Origin of the sequence: Nocardia sp. CY15, assembly GCF_009829295.1 — a bacterium.
Taxonomy (GTDB): Bacteria; Actinomycetota; Actinomycetes; order Mycobacteriales; family Mycobacteriaceae; genus Nocardia; species Nocardia sputi.
Map to the genome: position 1 here is coordinate 136,669 of NZ_VUOT01000011.1, position 17,910 is coordinate 154,578.

Consider the following 17,910-nt stretch of genomic DNA (forward strand, 5'->3'; position numbering starts at 1 on the left):
TTTGATGATCGGCATGTACTCGTCAAATCCGACAACTTCCCATCGACGAGAACATGCGACCCAAGTCCAAGGAGAGTCGCAACATGACTACCAGCCCCGCGGTTTCCGGTCGGCAGGCCGCCGTACCCAGTGATTTCGTCAGCGGCCTGGAGGGCGTGGTGGCATTCACCACCGACATCGCCGAACCGGACAAGGACGGCGGCGCGCTGCGCTACCGCGGAGTCGACATCGAGGATCTGGTCGAGAGCCGGGTGACCTTCGGTGACGTGTGGGCGCTACTGGTCGACGGATCGTTCGGACGCGGCCTCCCGCCCGCCGAACCGTTCCCGCTGCCCGTCCACACCGGCGACGTGCGCGTCGACGTGCAGGCCGGGCTGGCCATGCTCGCGCCGATCTGGGGTTACCAGCCGCTGCTGGACATCGACGACGAGACCGCGCGGGAGAACCTCGCCCGCGCCTCGGTCATGGCGCTGTCCTACGTGGCGCAATCGGCGCGCGGCATCTACCAGCCCGCGGTCCCGCAGAAGAAGATCGATGAGTGCACCACCGTCACCCAGCGCTTCATGACCCGATGGAAGGGTGACCCGGACCCCCGCCACACCGAGGCCATCGACGCTTACTGGGTCTCCGCCGCCGAGCACGGCATGAACGCCTCCACCTTCACCGCCCGGGTGATCGCCTCGACCGGAGCCGACGTGGCAGCCTCGCTGTCCGGCGCGATCGGGGCCATGTCGGGTCCGTTGCACGGCGGCGCGCCCGCGCGCGTGCTGCCGATGATCGAAGAGGTCGAGAAGACCGGCGACGCGCGCGCTCTGGTCAAGGGAATCCTGGACCGCAAAGAGAAGCTGATGGGCTTCGGTCACCGCGTCTACCGGGCCGAGGACCCGCGCGCCCGCGTCTTGCGCGCCACCGCGAAGCGCCTGGCCGCTCCGCGCTACGAAGTCGCCGCCGCACTGGAGCAGGCCGCGTTGGCGGAACTGCGCGAGCGTCGCCCGGACCGCGCCATCGAGACCAACGTGGAGTTCTGGGCCGCGGTGATCCTGGACTTCGCCGAGGTGCCCGCGCACATGATGCCCGCCATGTTCACCTGCGGCCGCACCGCGGGCTGGTGCGCGCACATCCTGGAACAGAAGCAACTGGGCAAGCTGGTCCGCCCGGCCGCCATCTACACCGGCCCCAGCCCCCGCAAGCCCGAAGAGGTCGCGGGCTGGGCGACCATCGCGCACACGTAATCGGCCACGGCCCAAGGATCACGAGCCGGGGCGTGACGGCGGAGATCTCCTCGTGCCGTCACCTCCTGCTCACGTGGCATTCCCGGGAACCCGGAAAGACGTGATGGGGTTCCTGATCAAGCCGCGAGAGGTCTGGCTGTAACCCGCTGTCCGTCGAGGGTGGTCACGGTGATACGCGGCTGTTCGCTGCTGGTGGCGCGGATGACCGCGAACGCCAAACCGTCCGCTCCTATGGGTGCACTGTGCTCCTCCAGCGTGGAAGCCACCGATAGGGAAACCGCGTCCAGTGCGGCGCGGCCGATCACGGCAAACCAGCCTTCGCCGGTCCGGTCGGCGGTCTGAGACCGAAACCGGGTTCCGAGTCGCTGTAACGGCTCCCAAGCCATGGTGCGGTCGCGCCGAGGCCCGGCAGGCCGGGGTGCGCCGAAAATCGTTCCGCGCGTCCTCCACTGGTCGCCGTCGGGGTGGACGAACACGATGTACCGGCCCTGGGCGCCGTCGATGACGACAGCGGCGATCTCGGCCCGGACAACGGCGCTGACCGGGATGAGGCCCTGGTCAGCGGCCGTCAGGGCGTCGATGGCTACGGAGACAGCTGGATGGTCCAGACTGTCCATTGGCTGCGCCCTTCCTGTCGAGTCAGCAGATCGCCGAAATGGTGGCGCTGTTGTCACCGCCGTCGTCCCAGTAGCCGTTAATCGCGGTCACGGCAACCTCGGTGTGAGATCTGTAGAGGATTCCCGCTGACGAGCACGACGCGGAGTACAGCGCTTCCACATCGGGGTCAGGGCTGGTGTCGATGCGTTCGGCGTGCTTATACCACTTTCCGTGGGCAGTATCGTAACGCCAGAGCTTTGTGGTGATGCTGCGCAGCGCGGGCCGTCCGGTGCAGTGCACCTTGAATCCGTAGTTGATCGGGGCCATCGAACCGTGGTCGGTCTTCCACGGTTCGATGGCGTGGACGAAGCAGACAATCTCATCCTCGGCGACGCGTTCGGCGTGCGCGATTGTGGCTGTGCCGAGCACCAGTGTGCTGGTGAGCAGGGCAGCACGGATCGCAGTGGCGATGGTCATTGGTCTCCCGTTCCGGCGGTGTATCACCACTCATTTCTGGACTGTTCGTACTGGTAGCGGACCTGCACCCACAGTTCGCGCGGTATCAGGTCGATGCACTCGGCCAGCGTCGGTGGAACCCTGAAAGTGGTGCTCGCACCGTCGGCTCGTCGCACCCCCAGCACGCGGACCACACCCACCTCCACCCGCCAAACCACCACAACGCCATCGAGTTCCGTGACGCGATGCGCACCCATCGACTACCGCCCCGGCCCCGGCCGCAGCCGCACACACACCCGGATGGCTTCCACAACCTTCAGCCCCGACGGCCGGTAGGAGTCACGCGGCGCCTGCGCCCACACCCGAAACCGGCGACACCCAACGTCATCCGCAGGAGAGGGAAGGGCAATCTGGGCGCCATAGGGCGCCAGGGTGGCATTGAGCCGGAACAGTTCGGAGAACAGCGACATATCGTTCGGGATGTCCGGGGCGATAAGGAAGGTCCACCGCTTGGAACGCGGGTGCGAGATGATCGGCCCGGCCGGTGCGCCGCTGTTCCGCATCCGGTTCTTCACTTGCGCACCGAGTTGAGCGGGCACAGTGATCGCGCCGACACTGCCGGATGGCAGCGAGATTCGGCCCATCGACGGCTCGATGCAGGCGGGCAGCCCGCACACCTGGCGGTAGAACCGGCACCGCGCCGTCGGAGTCTCCAGGACCATCGTGACGTCATCAGCGCGGTTCGTCTCACTCATCCCGGCCACCGCATCCGGTCGATACCGGTCACGGCGCCGAGCGTGATCAAGTATTTCGACGGGATGTCGTGGCGGTCATCGATGACCTCGGCCCCCACCCACCCGCACCAGCCCGGGATATTGCGGACGTGCGGCCCAATCCGCCCATGCTCATATGGGGCTAGCCGTAGGCAGTGCTGGGCTTGCGGGCAGCGGACCCGCGACAGCGGCCCATAGGGTGTGCTGTCTGTGGTTTCCCACTGCCCCACTCGCGACAGCCGGAACTTGCGTATCTCTCCCATCCTGCGCGCCTTCCATCCTCGATGATTGGAAGGCCGCCCGGCCAAAGGTATTTCATCAGTCAGTTGGTTGACAGATGCCGATGGTGTGCCCGGATAAGTAACGGGCTCACCCCGTGCCGGGGGCCGTTATCACCTTCGCGGCGAGGCGGGTGGCGCTTCGGTGGCGTTTTGGTGGACCAGTGGGGGCGGTGTCGTGCACTCTGGGCCTCACCACTTCGCCCCAGGAGACCGCATGGTTAACGTCAGAGAGTGGACGGGCAAGGAGAGCCGTGCCCTGCGCGAAGCATTCCGATTGAGCCAGGCAGATTGGGCAGCCAAGCTTGGTGCGCATGAGCGCACGGTCAAGCACTGGGAAGCCGGGCGATCTATCCGTCCGGCATATCAGGCGGTGCTCGATACCACGCTGTCCCTTGCACCGGCGGAGGTCGTCGCGGCGTTCCGCGCGCGGCTGCGCCCGAATAAGGAGGACGACGTGGATCGGCGGCAGTTGTTCAAGGTAGGTGCGCTCGGCGCCGGTGGGCTGGCGGTGCTCGGCATCACCGATGCCGACCAAGGCCGCTGGTTGATGTCCGGCGCCGGCCAACCAGACGCTGCGGCAGTCGAAGTGGTGCGGAACACTCTCTACTCGGCGATGCAGCTCGACGACACACTCGGATCACCTGCGGCGCAGGGGCTCGTGATCGCTCAACAGCAACTCACTGAGGCGATGTTGCGCGAGTGCCCCACTCCGCTGCGGCCCGCCGTCCTCTCGTTGTACGCCGAATGGTCCGGGTTCGCCGGGTGCCTGGCATGGGACTCCGGCGAGTACGACACCGCCGCGCGGCTGTACCAGCTGGCGCGCGAGACAGCGCACGAGGCTGAGGATGCGGACCTCGGCGCATACATGCTGTGCCACCTGTCTCAGCTCGCCATCTGGCAGCGCCGCCCACGTGTCGCCGTCGACTATGCCGTCGCCGCGCGCAGTTGGGTCGCCCAGAGCGAGGATGCTCCCTTGCGCGCATATGTCGCGATGCGCGCGGCCGAGGCCGCGGCGGTTGCCGGGCAGCGGCAGGCGTGCCTCATCGCTCTGGACGAAGCCGACCGAGCTATTGCCGGATTGGAACCGTGCCACCCTGCACAGTCGCGCGCCTACTTCGTGTCGGAGGCGATGATGCATTCCTATCGCGGCAACTGCCTCTCACTGCTCGGCGAGGCCAGCGCCGCCGCTGCAGCGACGCAACAGGCGCTGACCCTTATGCAGCCGCAGTACGTGCGCGATCGCGCGATCTCCCTCCTCGAACTGGAGCGGTCCCTTATCCGGCTCGGCGGGGTGGAAGAGGCCGCGAGCGCAGTCGGCGAAGCTGCCGATCTCACCGCGCAATGCCGGTCACCTCGCTTGGCTGCCGCGATACGGGACGGCCGCCGCGTCTTGTCGCCGTGGGCGGGGTCACGGCCGATCCGTGAGTTGGACGCGCGGCTCGCGGCTCGCGATATCGTGATGGTATGAGCGTGGAGCAGGAAGCAGAGGTGTTGGCGCGGATGCAACGCGCCAAGGCTGCGCTTCTCGATACCGGCGAGCTCTTCACGCGTGGCGAAGCAGGCCGAACTCCGTCCCGGTCTGATCGGTTCAAGCAGGCCCGTGAAGAGGTCCATAAGGCCGAGCAGGCACGTAACCGGCTGCTCGTGGAGATCGTCGGCGACGCCCACGTGGTGCCGGTGGAGCTGGCGCAGCGTCTGGGACTGACCGCCCGCGAGGCCGTGAACATCGTGGACACGGCTCGAATCGGCTCGCTGAAGATGAAGGAATACCTACTCGGTCAGTAGCGGAAACTTGTGCCGTCGGACGCGGCGCGCACTCCCGCCTGTCCCGGGCGCGGCAGGTCACACAGCGGGCCGCAGGTACATCCAGCGGCTACCAGCTGTGGGAGCGAGCCGCCGCCCACCGGCTTCCTACTCCAACGCGCTTGTAGAGCGCTCCACCCAGTCCGCGCTTCTCGGTACCGGCGAGGTATTCGCGCGCAGCGCGGGCGGCCGTTCCCCGTTGCGGTCGGACCGGTTCAAGCAGGCCCGCGACGAGGTACACGCGGCCGAGCAGACACGTAACCGGCTGCTCGTGGAGATAGTCGGCGATGCCGACGTGGTTCCGGTCGAGCTGGCGCAACGGCAAGGGCTGACCGGGCGCGAAGCGGCGAACATTGTGGACACGGCGCGGACCGGCTCACCGAGGCTGAAGGAATATCTGCTCGGTCATTAGTGGGATCTGCGTCCGCCAGCTGCGGCGTGTACTCTCACCATCCGCCACAGCTCCAGCCCACCCAGAATCCGCGACAGCGTAGGGAGCGAATAGGACCATGGTGCGGATCGGCGTGACCGGGCACATGAACATCACCGAGGACACTCAGTCTCTGGTGTACACCGCGATCCGGGATCTGCTCGCCGCGACTCCGGATGGCGGAGCGGTGGTCGGGGTGAGCTGCATCGCCCGCGGTGCAGATTCGGTGTTCGCTCGAGCTGTCCTCGACGCTGGTGGGCAGCTCGAGGTGGTGTTGCCGTCGCGGAACTACCGGGAAGCAAAGGTGAAGCCCGATCACGCCGAACTGTTCGATGACCTCGTACAGCGGGCGGTCTCGGTGCGAGTGATGGACTTCGATGAGGCGGGCCGTGAAGCGTATGAGGCGGCGAACGCGGCGGTCGTCGGTTCAGTAGACCGGCTGGTCGCGGTGTGGGATGCGGAGGACGGACAGCAGGGCGGGACCGGCTCCGTGGTAGCACTCGCCCGCGAGGCACGCGTGCCAGTGGATGTGGTGTGGCCCGCTGGCGCGGCCCGAGGCTGATGACCGGTAGTGCGAATCCATGTCCGCCGCCGGCGGGGCAGAGTCGCCCGCGATGCCACACCCATCGCCGCATGAGCCGCCGCGCAAGTTCCTATTCCAGCGCGCTTGTAGAGCGCTCCACCCAGTCCGCGTAATCGTCGGAGCACCATTCGATGGGCTGGCCGGTCAGCTCCGGGTTGTCCCACGGATGCAGTTCCTTGATTCTGGCGGCGAGCTTGTCCCGGGTCGCGGTCAAGGTGCGCAACTCGACGCGCCACTCCTGGCCTTCACCCAACTCGCCGAGATGTCGGAACACCGACCTGATCGGCCCGGTAATGAACGCACCCGCCGCCAACTTCTCCGATACCGCGGCGCGGGCGATGGATTGGGCAGCGTCTTCGGTGGGTGTGGTTGTCGTCACGGACCACACACTCGAGGTTGCCATCCCGACAGCCTAGGGAACCCGCCCGCCGCCGACGCGCGGGCGCGTCCGGCTCGCACACCATCCGGCGGGCGTGATCGCGGCGCTGCGCGAGCTGCGCGCCATGGGTTTCACCTTCGCGCACCGACAGGCGCTCGCGTTCGCTGACGGTTCACTCCTCGAGCGAGGCGGTCCAGTCGACGGCGACCGTCTCGCCGCGGTCGACCTCGAAGAAGGCGACCTCCAAGTGCCGGCCCAGGTCCACGAGGCTGAGGGCGTGCAGCGGCACCGGCTGGACCAGCCGGACCCGCCACGGCTTGGCTTCGTCCCAGGCGCGCAGTTCGAGGTCCAGGCGCAGCACCGGGTCGTCGCGACCGGAGTAGTCGGCCGCGACCGGTGCGGCGGCGAGCACGGTGGCGTCGGCGCGGCGGCCGTCGGCGAGGATCTTGGCGATGCTCGCCCGGCCGGATTCGTCGAGATCGGGCACGTACAGCACCAGGCGATCGCGGTCGTCGGGGTCCACCCGGCAGCACACGACGTCGCCCGGCCCCATCCATTCCAGGTCGGTGTCGGCCACCCGCTGCCGCACCCGGCTCTCGTAAGGGAACTCACCGGGCAGTTGCACCCGGACCCAGAACACGTGCCCGGGTTCGGTACGCCGCGGACGCACGCCGAGGATCGTCGCGGTCCCCGCTTCCCCGCGGATCAGCAGTTCCCGCCGCGTCACGTCGGAGACCGTCGCGCCGCGCAGCCGGAAATTCCGTGCCCGCTCGCGCAGACGCCACCCCGAGTTAGCTGACCGCATGCCCATGGGCGCTTACGTTAGCCGGAGTGTGGGCGCTGCCACAGTCACACCACCGACTACCCTGTTCGCCATGACCTCTGCGTTTCCGACCATTCCCGACGATCTCAAGCCCGCCGACGGACGGTTCGGTTGCGGCCCCTCGAAGGTGCGCCCGGAGCAGCTGCAGTCGCTGGTGAACGTCGGCGCCTCGGTGTTCGGAACCTCGCATCGGCAGAAGCCGGTCAAGGATGTGGTGGCGCGTGTGCGCTCCGGTCTGCGCGATCTGTTCGGCCTGCCGGACGGCTACGAGGTGGTGCTCGGCAACGGCGGCACCACCGCGTTCTGGGACGCCGCGGCGTTCGGCCTGGTGCGGAAACGTTCGCTGCACCTGACCAACGGTGAGTTCAGCTCGAAGTTCGCCGCCGTGACCAAGGGCAACCCGTTCATCGGCGACCCGATCGTGGTCTCGGCTGAACCGGGCAGCGCGCCGGAGCCGGTGTCGGACCCGTCGGCGGACCTGATCGGCTGGGCGCACAACGAGACCTCCACCGGCGTCGCCATCCCGGTGCAGCGTCCGGCGGGGTCGGAGCACGCGCTCGTCGCCATCGACGCCACCTCCGGCGCGGGCGGCCTCCCGGTGACCATCACCGACGCCGACGTCTACTACTTCGCGCCGCAGAAGTGCTTCGCCTCCGACGGTGGCCTGTGGGTAGCGCTGATGAGCCCGGCCGCGCTGGCCCGGGTCGAGGAGATCAAGGCCTCGGGTCGCTGGACGCCCGATTTCCTGTCGCTGCCGATCGCGATCGACAACAGCACCAAGGACCAGACCTACAACACCCCGGCGCTGGGCACCCTGCTGCTGTTCGCCGACCAGATCGAGTGGCTCAACGGCAACGGCGGTCTGGATTGGGCGGTCAAGCGGACGCTGGACTCCTCGTCGCGGCTGTACTCGTGGGCCGAGTCCAGCGAGTACGCCATCCCGTACGTCGCGGACCCGGCGCACCGCTCGCAGGTGGTCGGCACCATCGACTTCGCCGACTCGGTCGACGCGGCCGCGGTGGCGAAGATCCTGCGCGCCAACGGCATCGTTGACACCGAGCCGTACCGCAAACTGGGCCGTAATCAGCTGCGCATCGGCATGTTCCCGGCGATCGATCCCGACGACGTGAGTCAGCTGACCCGCTCCATCGACTGGGTCGTGCAGAATCTCGGCTGACCGCCGCGCATTTCGGCCCTCGACGGCGGCAACACGCCCGGGATCGACACGCCGCTGAATTAGGTTCAGCGGATCGAACAGAGCAGATTAGCGGGGCGCGGAGATCTCTTCGGAGATTTCCGTGCCGCGTGTCCTGCCCCATGAATCTCAGATGTGCACTACTGTTTCGTAAAGTGGGCGGTGTCGCGAGTCGACGCGATAAGGAGGTAACGGTGCGTGAACTTCGAGTGATCGGGGTGACGCCCGACTCCACGCACATCGTGTGTATCGACACCGAGTCCGGTCAGAAGTTCCGGCTGCCCGCCGACGACAAACTACGAGCCGCCGCGCGCGGAGACCTTGCCCGATTCGGCCAGATAGAGATCGAAATGGAAGCAACTATGCGTCCCCGAGATATCCAGGCCCGTATTCGCGCTGGAGCCTCCGTGGAACAGGTCACCGAGGAATCCGGAATGCCGGCCAGTCGTGTCGAGCGTTTCGCCTATCCGGTGTTGCTGGAGCGAGCCCGCGCCGCCGAACTCGCCCAGAAAGCCCACCCGGTCCGCCCCGACGGTCCGGCCGTCGACACCCTCATCGATGTGGTCACCGCCGCGTTCACCGCGCGCGGGCACAACATCGAGGGCGCCGAATGGGACGCCTGGAAAGACGAGAAGGGTTTCTGGGTCGCCCAGTTGCAGTGGCAGAACGGGCGATCCGAGATCGCCGCGCACTGGCGCTACCAGCCGGACGCGCACGGCGGCTCGGTCTCCCCGCTCGACGATCCGGCCTCCGATCTCATCGATCCGGATTTCGGGCGCGCACTGCGCGGTCTGGCGACGATCCAGCCTCCCGAACCAGAGCCGGTCGCGCCGCAGCCGGAGCCGGTGGCCGAGCCGCGTCCCGCCCCGGCCGCGCCGCCCGCACGCACCGCCGGCCGGCAGAGCCAGCCCACGCTGGACGAGTACTACGAGCAGCGCGCCGTCGCTGCCGGTGGCAGCGCCGCGGCGATCCCGGCGGCCAACGGCGCGACGCCCGCCAACGGCAACGCGGCTCCGACCGCGGCCAACGCGGTGCCCGCCAACGGCGCCGCGACAGCCACCACCCCCGTCGCCGAGACCAGTGCGCCCGTGCCCGCCGCACAGGCTCCCGCCACCACCGAGGAGCCCGCGAAGCCCGCGGCCAAAGCTCCGGCGAAGCCCAGTCGCAGCAAGCGCGGTAAGGCCCCGATGCCGTCCTGGGAGGACGTGTTGCTCGGGGTGCGCAGCTCGGGTCACTAGCGCGCTCGTCGCATCTGGGTGCTTCACCCTACGAAGTGAGGGCGCGGGATTCGCGTACAGGTCCTGCGTCAGGTGCCGCCTCAGGTTTGAGGGTTCCCGGTGAATTACTTATGTGCTCGGGAATCAGTTGTCGCGATCGATCGCCCATGCGCGATGGAACCATTCCCTACACCGGCGCGGAAACCGGTGGGCGCGTCGCGTATTCGCGGTGCGAAGCCGTACCGAGGCCGGTGCGGGGCGAGTAAGTTTTCGGTGTGGTCGACGACGTGCGTCGGCGCCGAGCAGGTCACCTCACCGGTGCGCCGGTCGGCGCCACCGTGCGTCGCTCGAAGTTCGCGGAGTCGATTCGTGCAACTGTCGGGAGGTGCCGGAATGCTGTCCAAGGCTTCGTCGCTCTGGTACGTCGACGCACCCGACCCCGTGGCGGTACTGCGCGCGAACCACGATCCGGATCCCGCGGCCGCACTGGCGCTGGCGAAACAACTGCACGAAGACCGTGACGTGCAGCCGCTCATGATCGGTACGCTGGCCGGATGCGCGGGCCCGGACACCGCCGCGGTGTCCATCGGCTGCTTTCCCGGTGTGACGGTGCTGTGCTCGGCTCAGGCCACCCGCATCCACCCGACCGAACTCCCGGAATTGCTGGTGCGCCCGCTGGCCTCCGAGCACACCTATCTGGTGTCGTTCGACACCGAGCACGGCTGGGGAGCGTTCGCCCACTGGGAGCGCGGCGAGTTCCGTAGATCGTTCAGCTCCACCCGGGTGAACATCCTGGAGGACGAGGGACTTCCGCTGGTGTGGGAGCGGCCGTACTGGGCGGGCGAGCATCCGGTGCGCTGGCGCGCGGGCGAACTGCCCGACCCCCAGTCGCTGCCCTTCGATCCGCCCGACTTCGCCGACGCCGCCAACGACGAATGGCTCGGCTTCCACTACCGCGCGGCGGCGACGCCGGGCGCGATCGGGCCGGGTGACATCCCGATCTGCGGATTCGCGCTGCACCCGAAGGGGAAGATGCCCGACTCGATGATTCGCGGCCCAGCCGAGGGCGGGCCGCATTCGGCCCGGCGCAGGCGCGGCTTGCTCGGCTGGCTGCGCGGGCACGACCCCGTCTCCTAGGCGCGTCGCAGTGAGCCTGGGCGGCCAGGCTAGGCGGCGAATCCGCCGAGCAACAGCACGACCCATCCCAGCAGCACGCCCGCCGCGCCGCCGCCGATGATCCACCGCGTCACCGGGGCGAAACGCCAGCGCCACGCGGTGGGCGCGGCGCCGCCGACCGCGATCAGATTCACCGCCACCGCGAGCAGTGGATGTACTTCGGCCAGCGCGGCCCCGAAGGAATACACCGCCATCGCGGCCAACAGCGCCACCATGGTCGCCACGGTGAGGCCCGCGCCCCACGGAGTCGGGTCCTGGTAGGACGGATACGGTCGAAACGGTCCGGTCACGCGGTCCTCACCCGCTCGTAGAACGCCATCGCCGCCGCGGTAGCGACATTGAGCGAATCGGTGCCGGGCGTCATGGGAATGCGAGCGCGGACGTCGGTGGCTCGCATCGCCTCCTCGGTCAGCCCTGGCCCTTCGGCCCCGAGCAACAATGCCACCCGCTCCCCCGTCATCGCCGCGGCCAGATTCGCCGCCGCCGGGTCGGGAGTGAGCGCGATGATCTGGAAACCCTTGCGCCGCAGTATATCCAGACCGCCCGGCCAATCCGGCACGGACGCGAACGGAACCCGCAGCACATGTCCCATCGATACCCGGACGGCGCGGCGGTACAACGGGTCGGCGCAGCGATCGCCGAACAGGATCGCGTCGGCCCCCAGTCCGGCCGCGTTGCGGAACATGGCACCGAGATTCTCGTGGTCGTTGACGCCTTCGAGCACCGCGACGGTGCGCGCCCGCTCGATCACCTCGTGCATGCCGAGTTCGGTGGGACGGGTAGCGATGGCCAGCACGCCGCGGTTGAGGTGGAAACCGACCACCTCGGCCATCACCTCGGCCGTCGCGCGGTAGTACGGCACGTCGACGCCCAGCAAGTCGTCGGCGAGCTCGACGCGCCTGCGCTCCACGCCGAGCAGCGCGGCAGGCGCGAAACGGGAATCGAGCATCCGCTGGACCACCACGACGCCCTCGGCGATCACCAGCCCCTTGCGCCCGGGGAGATCGGGCCTGCGGTCGGCCGACTTGAGATCGCGGAAGTCGTCGACCCTGGGGTCGGAGGGGTCATCGATATCGATCACTTCGGCCACCGCTCCATCCTGCCGGGCGGTCGCGACCGGGTCCGAATCGGTGGTTCGCCAGGCAGTCGCGGGCGCCGGAAAATCCGGTGCGGACAGGCGGGTGAACGTGGAATGGTCGAAGCATGACGCTGCCTGGAATCACGATCCGGTCGGCCACCGAGGACGACGGGCCCGCGATCATGACGCTGGTGGAGACCTCGTTCGGCACCCGCTACGATCCCGCCGAGCTGGAGCGGATACCGCTGCTGTTCCCTCCCGAGAACTCGATCGTGGCGGTCGAGGGCGGGCAGGTCGTCGGGCACTCGCAAGCCACCACCCTCACGGTGACGGTGCCCGGCGAGCGGACCGTGCAGGTGTGCGGCATCGCGGGCGTCGGTGTGGCGCCGACGCACCGGCGGCGCGGCATTCTGCGCGCCATGTACACCGAGCAGCACCGGCGCGTCGAGGCCGCCGGATTGCCCCTGACCATGTTCACCGCGAGCGAGGGCGGTATCTACGGCCGGTTCGGCTACGGGCCCGCGACGCGGGAGAACGCCGTCGGCATCGATCGTCGATTCGCCGCATTCCTTCCGTCGGCGCCGGATCCCGGCGGCGTCACGCTGCGTGCGCCGGGCGACCTGCGCGCGGCGGCGGAGACGATTTACGACCGCTGGCGCAGGCTGGTGCCCGGCGCGCAGGTACGTCCGGCGGCGGCCTGGGACATCGTGTTCGACGATCCGGAGCGTTTCCGGGAGGGTGGCAGCACCCTGTTCGGATTCCTGCACGCCGACGGCTACGCCCTCTACCGATTCCACGCGGACGGCAGAGCGCGAACGGTCGAGGTCGTCGAACTGCGGACGGTCACCGCCGAGGCGCACGCGGCGCTGTGGCGAGCCCTGCTCGGGCTCGATCTGGTCGAGCGGGTGGACGCCGTGCTCACCGACCACGACCCACTGCCCTATCTGCTGACCGATCCCCGGTTGGTGCGCACCACCGCCCGCTACGACGGACTGTGGCTTCGCCTGATGGACGTTCCCGCCGCCCTGACCGCCCGGGCTTACGCGAGCGACCTGGACGTGGTGCTCGAGGTGACCGACCCTTTCCGCGACGCGGGCGGCACGTTCGCCCTGCGTGTGCGCGACGGACAGGCGGAGTGCGCACCCACCGACCGTGCCGCTGATATCGAACTGGGCATCGACGTGCTCGGCAGCATGTATCTCGGCGCGTATCCCGCGCGGGTGTTCGCCGCGGCGAACCGGCTGCGGGGCAAGGATTCGGCGCACATGCGTGCGCTCGACGACGCCTTCCGCGCGGAGCGGGACCCGATGCTCGGCTGGTTCTTCTGACCCGCGCGCATCGCGTCCCGCCGCCGGGAAAGAAGGAATGCCCGAATCGGCGGGCGGCTGGCATGCTGGAGTCATGAAGCCGATTCAGTTGGTTCTCAACATCCTGTGGCTGGTCTTCGCCGGGTTCTGGCTGGCACTCGGCTACATCGCCGCCGGGATCATCTGCTTCATCCTCATCATCACGATCCCCTTCGGTATCGCGTCGTTCCGGATCGCCGCCTACGTGCTGTGGCCGTTCGGGCGGACCACGGTGGAGAAGCCGGGGGCGGGCGCGGGCTCGCTGATCGGCAACATCATCTGGTTCATCGTGGCGGGCTGGTGGCTGGCGCTGGGCCACCTGCTCACCAGCATCCCGCTGTTCGTCTCGATCATCGGCATCCCGTTCGGCTGGGCCAACTTGAAGTTCATTCCGATTTCCCTGTTCCCACTGGGGCGGGACATCGTGGACAGCGATCAACCGTTCGGTGCGCGGTAGGCGGACTTCGGCCCGGCCGGATGGGCCTGCGTGGCTTCGGGGCTCGTTTCGCGATTCTCATGTGATCTGCATCACAGACTGTTAACGAAATCACATCTCCGTGCGAAAGTTAGCTAGAAGGTAACTGATAGATCCAGTGCCCTGCGCGCCCCGATCGGGCGCCGAGCCGACCGCACAGGAGGGCTCCACCATGACCGACCGCACCGCCCGCCGGGCCGACTCGGACACCGCGCCGCTCGCGCCGATCGCGGTGGTTCTGGGACTGCTGGGGCTCGTCGCCGCAGGCACTCAGCTCACCAATCTGCCGAGGTGGGCCGAGGATTATGGCGTACTGGTCTATCCGGCTTTCGTCCTCTGCCTGATGATCGCGGGCCGCCTGCTGTGGTGGGGTGCCGGGATCATCGCCCGGCTCGACCGGCCACACCGCTGATCCGTGCGCCGTCGGCGGCGTGGACGCCGAATTCCACTGCGCTACTCGGACTCCGCGACGATCTGCTTCATGATCGCCACCGCGCGGGTGAGCACGACGAGCTGCTCCTCGGTGAGCGTGGACAGCTGCTCGGTCATCCACGCCTCACGGGCGCTGGCTTCGTCGGCGATGAGCGCTCGGCCCGCCGGGGACAGCGAGACGATGATCTGACGGCCGTCGGTCGGATGCGGATTGCGCTCCACCAGATCGAGGTCGGTGAGCGAAGCGATGACCCGCGTCATCGAGGGGGGCTGGACACGTTCCTTCGCCGCGAGCGCGCCCGGGGTCATCGCGCCCTCCCGCGCGAGGGTGGCGAGGGCCGAAAGCTGGGTCAGCGAGATCTGCGAGTCGGCACGACGGCCGCGCAGGTGCCGCGTCAGTCGAACGACCGCCAGCGAGAGCTCACCAGCAAGGGCTCTGACATCCGATGGCGTTGTCACAGTGGCAAACGATACGGGACCACGCGCCGCAGGTCGCGGGTTCGGGCCGCTGCGCGGCCACCTCGCGTCGGCTCCCACCGGCTTGCTCCGGCGGGGCCGATTAGGCTGAGCCCGTGACGCAGAATGTCCCGCAGCTTCCGCCGCGCCTGACCGATCCGCGCCCCGTGCTCGCGGTCGGCAGCGCGCTGTGGCTGATCGCCACCGTGGTGGTGTGGGCGGGTGGCGACCGGTGGGCGTCGGCTCGACCGATTTGCCTGATGGGGCTGGTGGTCGGACTGATCGCCCTCGTGATCTATCTGGTTCAGCGCCGCGGCGCACGACGCGGGGACAAGGGCGCGCAGACCGGTTTGTAGCCGACCGGGTTACGGGGGGCCTACTTCGAATTCGTCGGTCGTGCCGGTGAACGGGTGCAGCGAGCCGTCGGAATCCAGACGACTCGCGTAGTGCCGGAAGCGATAGTGTCCCGGCTCGGCGTCGAGCGGGATATCCCAGGTGAATCGGGCCACCGACTCGGCGAGCCCGCGCTTGCTCCAGTGGAACCGCACCGCCCACTCGCCCTCGTTGGCCACCCGCACCCATTCGCCGGAGGCATTCCCGCGCTGCACCTCGAGGAACGTCCCGTTGCGGCGGGTGTCGTGTTTCGGATGCGCCGAGACGAATTCGGCCACCACCCGCCCACCACGGTCGTATGACGGATGCGGCTGCACCAGCACGTCGCCGAAGCCGCGCGCCGGCGGCGCCGCGTCCGGACCGGCGCCCGACTGCAAGTTCGGCTGTAGATGGGACACATCGCGGGGTGCGGGGCCGCGCGGCACCTGTCTGCGGTGGGCGAACTCCGTGGCCAGACGGGTGAACTCCTGCTGATAGGCGCACAGCGTGTAGCGGCCGAACAGCGTCGACGCGCCCTCGTACTGCTGCGAGTCGTATTCCTCTGGAGTGGTGACGTACTCGTGATAAGCGTTCGCGTAGCCCTGCATGAGCACCTGCTCCAGCGGGACGTTCAGCGCCGCGGCGACCGCGCGGCGTACGCGTAACCCGGCCGTGATGGTGAATTCGCCTCCGGCGGCAGCCAAATAGAGCTCGCCGACGCGAACGAGCTGGATCGGCAGGACGTTCGGCACCCACGCCACCGGAGGCAGCAGACCGAGCGGCACCGCGATCGCTTTCGGCGCCTGCGCGTCCGCCAGCCAAGTCGGCGCGGGCTGGGCCGGGTCGCCGAGCGCCGCGAGAAGTGGATTGCGCACACCCTCCGGAATCGGGCCGCCGGGCAGGCCCGGACCGTCCTCGACGCTGCCCGCGATCAGCGAAACGCCTGCCGCGGCCGGCGCGGTGCGACGGGGCAGGCCATCCGGCGTGAAACGGCCGTCCACGGCGATATCGGCCAGGTCGATGTAACAGAGCATCCCGTCGACCGGTCCGGAGATCGATCGCGCGCCGGCCGCGGCGTCTTTCGACGCCGCGTACTGCCGCTCACCCAGGATGCGAGTGTTGTCGAACTCGTCCTCGGTGGGGCCGGAGCCCGGACGCAGGTTCAGGTTCGGGGACATGTCACCGGCGTTGGTCTGCGCGAAGGCCGCGACGAACGCTGGTTCACCGTCCAGGTAGCGCACGCCGTGCTCGATGTGCTCGGCGGAGAACGAGGCGTAACCCTTGTTGTCCGAGCTGATCAGCCGGTTCGTGTTGGTCATGGAGGTGTTGTGGGTGGCGAACCAGGTGATGGTGCCGACCATCCGCCCGCCCTTGCGCAGGACGAGCGTGGTCACGGCGGGATCTATGGCATCCGGGAAATGCTGTTTGTCCGCAGGGGGATTGAGTTCCCAGGCCACCCGCGAGCGGTTCACGCTCGCGTCGTGCAGCTCGGTGCGGCCGAGCGCGAGCGAGCCGGGGCCGAGATCGGCGTGCGCGGCGACGATCGCCTCGACGATCCCGTTCACCTCGGCGTCGTACACCTGCTGCTGAAAACCGAGGATGGACAGGTTGTAGGCGTAGTCGTGGCTGGAGCCGCCGCAGGTCGCGTGCGAATGCGTGGAGGTGAGCAGGACGTTCTGCTCGGTGTACAGATCGCCGAAGCGCCGCGCCAATTCGGCCAGCACGCCGCGGTGCACGGACTGGAAGATCATCCCGTTCTCGGCGACCGCGAAGACGATCCGCCGCCCCGCGAAGCCGATGACGAACGCCCTCGCCCGCGGGCGCAGATGGATGCCCGCGGTCTGCTGCTCCAGCTGGGAGTAGCCCATCATCCCGCATTCGGCGGCCGGGCCGGTGATGTCGGAGAGCCCGACGCCGATCTCATAACCGCCGGTACCCGGATCAGCGACCGCCGCGGGTACGCCGAGCGCGCCGCTCATTCCGGGCACCGTCGCGGCCGCGAGTGTTGCGGAACCGATCGCGGTCCGGGCCAGAACAGTTCTGCGCGACACCGGCATACCCGTCTCCCTTCGTCCCGTTGCAGGGAACCACACAGCTGGTCACTCGTCCAGTCCAAATTTTTCCGCCCTGCGAATTGACTGCGCGGGCCGTGAGCGCTTAACTCCCTTGGGTGTCCTCCCGATTGAGCGTCGAAGAACGACGGGCCCACCTTATCGAGGCCGCGATCGGCCTTGCCGAGAAAAAGGGCGTTGCGGGCGTGACCACGCGCGATGTCGCCCAGGCGGCCGGTGTCTCGCTCGGTGTGGTGCATTACTGTTTCGAAAACAAGGACGCGCTGATGACCGAGCTGGTCAAAGCGTTGTCGATGGAATTACGCGATTCCGTCGACGCGAACGAAACGGTATGGCAGGACGTCGGAAGTGGAAAAGAAGCCCTTCAAAAATTGATCCGCGCCGGGTTGGAACTCATGTGGCTGAACATTGAAGCCACTCCGGAACGGCAGCTGCTCACTTACGAAACGACTACTTACGCGCTGCGCGAAGGCGAACAAACTCCGGCGAAACTCGCGATCGCGCGCGAGCAGTACAACTTCAACGACTCCACCGTCGCCGACATCCTGGAGCACGCGCGCGACGCGACCGGCACCAGCTGGTCGGTCCCGGTGCAGGCACTGAGCCGGTTCACACTCAACGTCATCGACGGTGTGGTGCTGCGCTGGCTGGTGGACGACGACAGCGAGAGCGTGCGCGGGCAGCTGGATCTGCTCAGCGAAATGCTCACCGGATACGCGGCGCAGTAGCCCCGC

The 17,910-nt window shown here is 68.2% G+C and carries 24 protein-coding genes; 13 read left to right on the forward strand and 11 right to left on the reverse strand.

Going from position 1 to position 17,910, the window contains the following annotated elements; genetic code table 11:
* Nucleotides 1-83: 83 nt before the first annotated feature.
* Complete coding sequence (locus GVY39_RS15745) at nt 84-1,232, forward strand: citrate synthase 2 (protein ID WP_159925039.1); 1,149 nt, start codon at nt 84-86, stop codon at nt 1,230-1,232.
* 116 nt (nt 1,233-1,348) lie between these two features.
* Here GVY39_RS15745 and GVY39_RS15750 read toward each other — a convergent pair whose 3' ends face one another.
* The 5 genes from GVY39_RS15750 to GVY39_RS15770 are packed head-to-tail and all read right to left on the reverse strand — an operon-like array spanning nt 1,349 to nt 3,321.
* The gene (locus tag GVY39_RS15750; RefSeq protein ID WP_159925041.1) at nt 1,349-1,849 is read right to left on the reverse strand and encodes a hypothetical protein; all 501 of its coding nucleotides are present in this window, start codon (nt 1,847-1,849) and stop codon (nt 1,349-1,351) included.
* Between the two features lie 22 nt (nt 1,850-1,871).
* Nucleotides 1,872-2,306, reverse strand: coding sequence for a hypothetical protein (locus GVY39_RS15755; protein WP_159925043.1), 435 nt, complete (start codon nt 2,304-2,306; stop codon nt 1,872-1,874).
* 23 nt (nt 2,307-2,329) lie between these two features.
* Nucleotides 2,330-2,542, reverse strand: coding sequence for a hypothetical protein (locus GVY39_RS15760; RefSeq protein WP_159925045.1), 213 nt, complete (start codon nt 2,540-2,542; stop codon nt 2,330-2,332).
* Nucleotides 2,543-2,545: 3 nt separating this feature from the next.
* Complete coding sequence (locus tag GVY39_RS15765; RefSeq protein ID WP_223520440.1) at nt 2,546-3,040, reverse strand: DNA-directed RNA polymerase subunit beta; 495 nt, start codon at nt 3,038-3,040, stop codon at nt 2,546-2,548.
* Nucleotides 3,037-3,321 (reverse strand): hypothetical protein, encoded by a 285-nt coding sequence (locus GVY39_RS15770; RefSeq protein WP_159925047.1) that lies wholly within the window; start codon nt 3,319-3,321, stop codon nt 3,037-3,039. The genes GVY39_RS15765 and GVY39_RS15770 overlap by 4 nt, the downstream gene beginning before the upstream one ends.
* Before the next feature lie 292 nt (nt 3,322-3,613).
* On the opposite strand from GVY39_RS15770, the gene GVY39_RS15775 reads away from it, so the two are divergent.
* The 4 genes from GVY39_RS15775 (at nt 3,614) to GVY39_RS15790 (ending at nt 6,134) form a co-directional block, all read left to right on the forward strand.
* Nucleotides 3,614-4,807 (forward strand): hypothetical protein, encoded by a 1,194-nt coding sequence (locus GVY39_RS15775; protein WP_159925048.1) that lies wholly within the window; start codon nt 3,614-3,616, stop codon nt 4,805-4,807.
* Nucleotides 4,804-5,124 (forward strand): hypothetical protein, encoded by a 321-nt coding sequence (locus GVY39_RS15780; RefSeq protein WP_159925050.1) that lies wholly within the window; start codon nt 4,804-4,806, stop codon nt 5,122-5,124. The genes GVY39_RS15775 and GVY39_RS15780 overlap by 4 nt, the downstream gene beginning before the upstream one ends.
* A 97-nt stretch (nt 5,125-5,221) precedes the next feature.
* On the forward strand, nt 5,222-5,554 hold the full coding sequence (locus tag GVY39_RS15785; RefSeq protein WP_159925052.1) for a hypothetical protein: 333 nt from the start codon (nt 5,222-5,224) through the stop codon (nt 5,552-5,554).
* Between the two features lie 97 nt (nt 5,555-5,651).
* Nucleotides 5,652-6,134 (forward strand): hypothetical protein, encoded by a 483-nt coding sequence (locus tag GVY39_RS15790; RefSeq protein ID WP_201295230.1) that lies wholly within the window; start codon nt 5,652-5,654, stop codon nt 6,132-6,134.
* A gap of 91 nt (nt 6,135-6,225) precedes the next feature.
* Here the strand turns inward: GVY39_RS15790 and cutA are convergent, their stop codons facing one another.
* Nucleotides 6,226-6,558 carry a divalent-cation tolerance protein CutA gene (gene cutA / locus GVY39_RS15795; RefSeq protein ID WP_159925054.1) on the reverse strand — a complete coding sequence of 111 codons (333 nt, stop codon included), beginning with the start codon at nt 6,556-6,558 and terminating at the stop codon, nt 6,226-6,228.
* Nucleotides 6,559-6,706: 148 nt separating this feature from the next.
* Nucleotides 6,707-7,339 (reverse strand): hypothetical protein, encoded by a 633-nt coding sequence (locus GVY39_RS15800; protein ID WP_236565476.1) that lies wholly within the window; start codon nt 7,337-7,339, stop codon nt 6,707-6,709.
* 70 nt (nt 7,340-7,409) lie between these two features.
* Between GVY39_RS15800 and serC the strand changes: the two genes are divergently transcribed.
* From serC to GVY39_RS15815, 3 genes are all read left to right on the forward strand, one after another.
* On the forward strand, nt 7,410-8,534 hold the full coding sequence (serC, locus tag GVY39_RS15805) for a phosphoserine transaminase (protein ID WP_159925058.1): 1,125 nt from the start codon (nt 7,410-7,412) through the stop codon (nt 8,532-8,534).
* A gap of 212 nt (nt 8,535-8,746) precedes the next feature.
* Entirely contained in the window at nt 8,747-9,790 is a 1,044-nt protein-coding gene (sepH, locus tag GVY39_RS15810) for a septation protein SepH (RefSeq protein WP_159925060.1), read from the forward strand.
* Nucleotides 9,791-10,162: 372 nt separating this feature from the next.
* Complete coding sequence (locus GVY39_RS15815) at nt 10,163-10,906, forward strand: hypothetical protein (protein ID WP_159925062.1); 744 nt, start codon at nt 10,163-10,165, stop codon at nt 10,904-10,906.
* 29 nt (nt 10,907-10,935) lie between these two features.
* On the opposite strand, the gene GVY39_RS15820 is transcribed toward GVY39_RS15815, so the two are convergent.
* Together GVY39_RS15820 and GVY39_RS15825 are read right to left on the reverse strand one after the other, a co-directional pair.
* On the reverse strand, nt 10,936-11,235 hold the full coding sequence (locus GVY39_RS15820; protein ID WP_255466171.1) for a DUF2537 domain-containing protein: 300 nt from the start codon (nt 11,233-11,235) through the stop codon (nt 10,936-10,938).
* A complete protein-coding gene (locus GVY39_RS15825) occupies nt 11,232-12,035 on the reverse strand; it encodes an RNA methyltransferase (RefSeq protein ID WP_159925064.1) in 804 nt (267 codons plus the stop codon). Before GVY39_RS15825 ends, GVY39_RS15820 begins: the two co-directional genes overlap by 4 nt.
* A 113-nt stretch (nt 12,036-12,148) precedes the next feature.
* Between GVY39_RS15825 and GVY39_RS15830 the strand changes: the two genes are divergently transcribed.
* The 3 genes from GVY39_RS15830 to GVY39_RS15840 all read left to right on the forward strand — a co-directional run bounded on the left by GVY39_RS15830 (nt 12,149) and on the right by GVY39_RS15840 (nt 14,256).
* The gene (locus tag GVY39_RS15830; RefSeq protein WP_159925066.1) at nt 12,149-13,351 is read left to right on the forward strand and encodes a GNAT family N-acetyltransferase; all 1,203 of its coding nucleotides are present in this window, start codon (nt 12,149-12,151) and stop codon (nt 13,349-13,351) included.
* Nucleotides 13,352-13,424: 73 nt separating this feature from the next.
* Nucleotides 13,425-13,826 (forward strand): YccF domain-containing protein, encoded by a 402-nt coding sequence (locus GVY39_RS15835; protein ID WP_159925068.1) that lies wholly within the window; start codon nt 13,425-13,427, stop codon nt 13,824-13,826.
* Nucleotides 13,827-14,016: 190 nt separating this feature from the next.
* Nucleotides 14,017-14,256, forward strand: a complete 240-nt coding sequence (locus GVY39_RS15840) for a hypothetical protein (RefSeq protein WP_159925070.1) — start codon at nt 14,017-14,019, stop codon at nt 14,254-14,256.
* Nucleotides 14,257-14,297: 41 nt separating this feature from the next.
* On the opposite strand, the gene GVY39_RS15845 is transcribed toward GVY39_RS15840, so the two are convergent.
* Nucleotides 14,298-14,735 (reverse strand): MarR family winged helix-turn-helix transcriptional regulator, encoded by a 438-nt coding sequence (locus GVY39_RS15845; protein WP_043686798.1) that lies wholly within the window; start codon nt 14,733-14,735, stop codon nt 14,298-14,300.
* Nucleotides 14,736-14,848: 113 nt separating this feature from the next.
* On the opposite strand from GVY39_RS15845, the gene GVY39_RS15850 reads away from it, so the two are divergent.
* Nucleotides 14,849-15,088 (forward strand): DUF2530 domain-containing protein, encoded by a 240-nt coding sequence (locus GVY39_RS15850; RefSeq protein WP_159925072.1) that lies wholly within the window; start codon nt 14,849-14,851, stop codon nt 15,086-15,088.
* Between the two features lie 9 nt (nt 15,089-15,097).
* Here the strand turns inward: GVY39_RS15850 and GVY39_RS15855 are convergent, their stop codons facing one another.
* A complete protein-coding gene (locus GVY39_RS15855) occupies nt 15,098-17,161 on the reverse strand; it encodes a neutral/alkaline ceramidase (RefSeq protein ID WP_159925074.1) in 2,064 nt (687 codons plus the stop codon).
* Nucleotides 17,162-17,274: 113 nt separating this feature from the next.
* Here GVY39_RS15855 and GVY39_RS15860 point away from each other — a divergent pair, with 113 nt between their 5' ends.
* Nucleotides 17,275-17,904 carry a TetR/AcrR family transcriptional regulator gene (locus GVY39_RS15860; RefSeq protein WP_223520420.1) on the forward strand — a complete coding sequence of 210 codons (630 nt, stop codon included), beginning with the start codon at nt 17,275-17,277 and terminating at the stop codon, nt 17,902-17,904.
* Nucleotides 17,905-17,910: the final 6 nt, after the last annotated feature.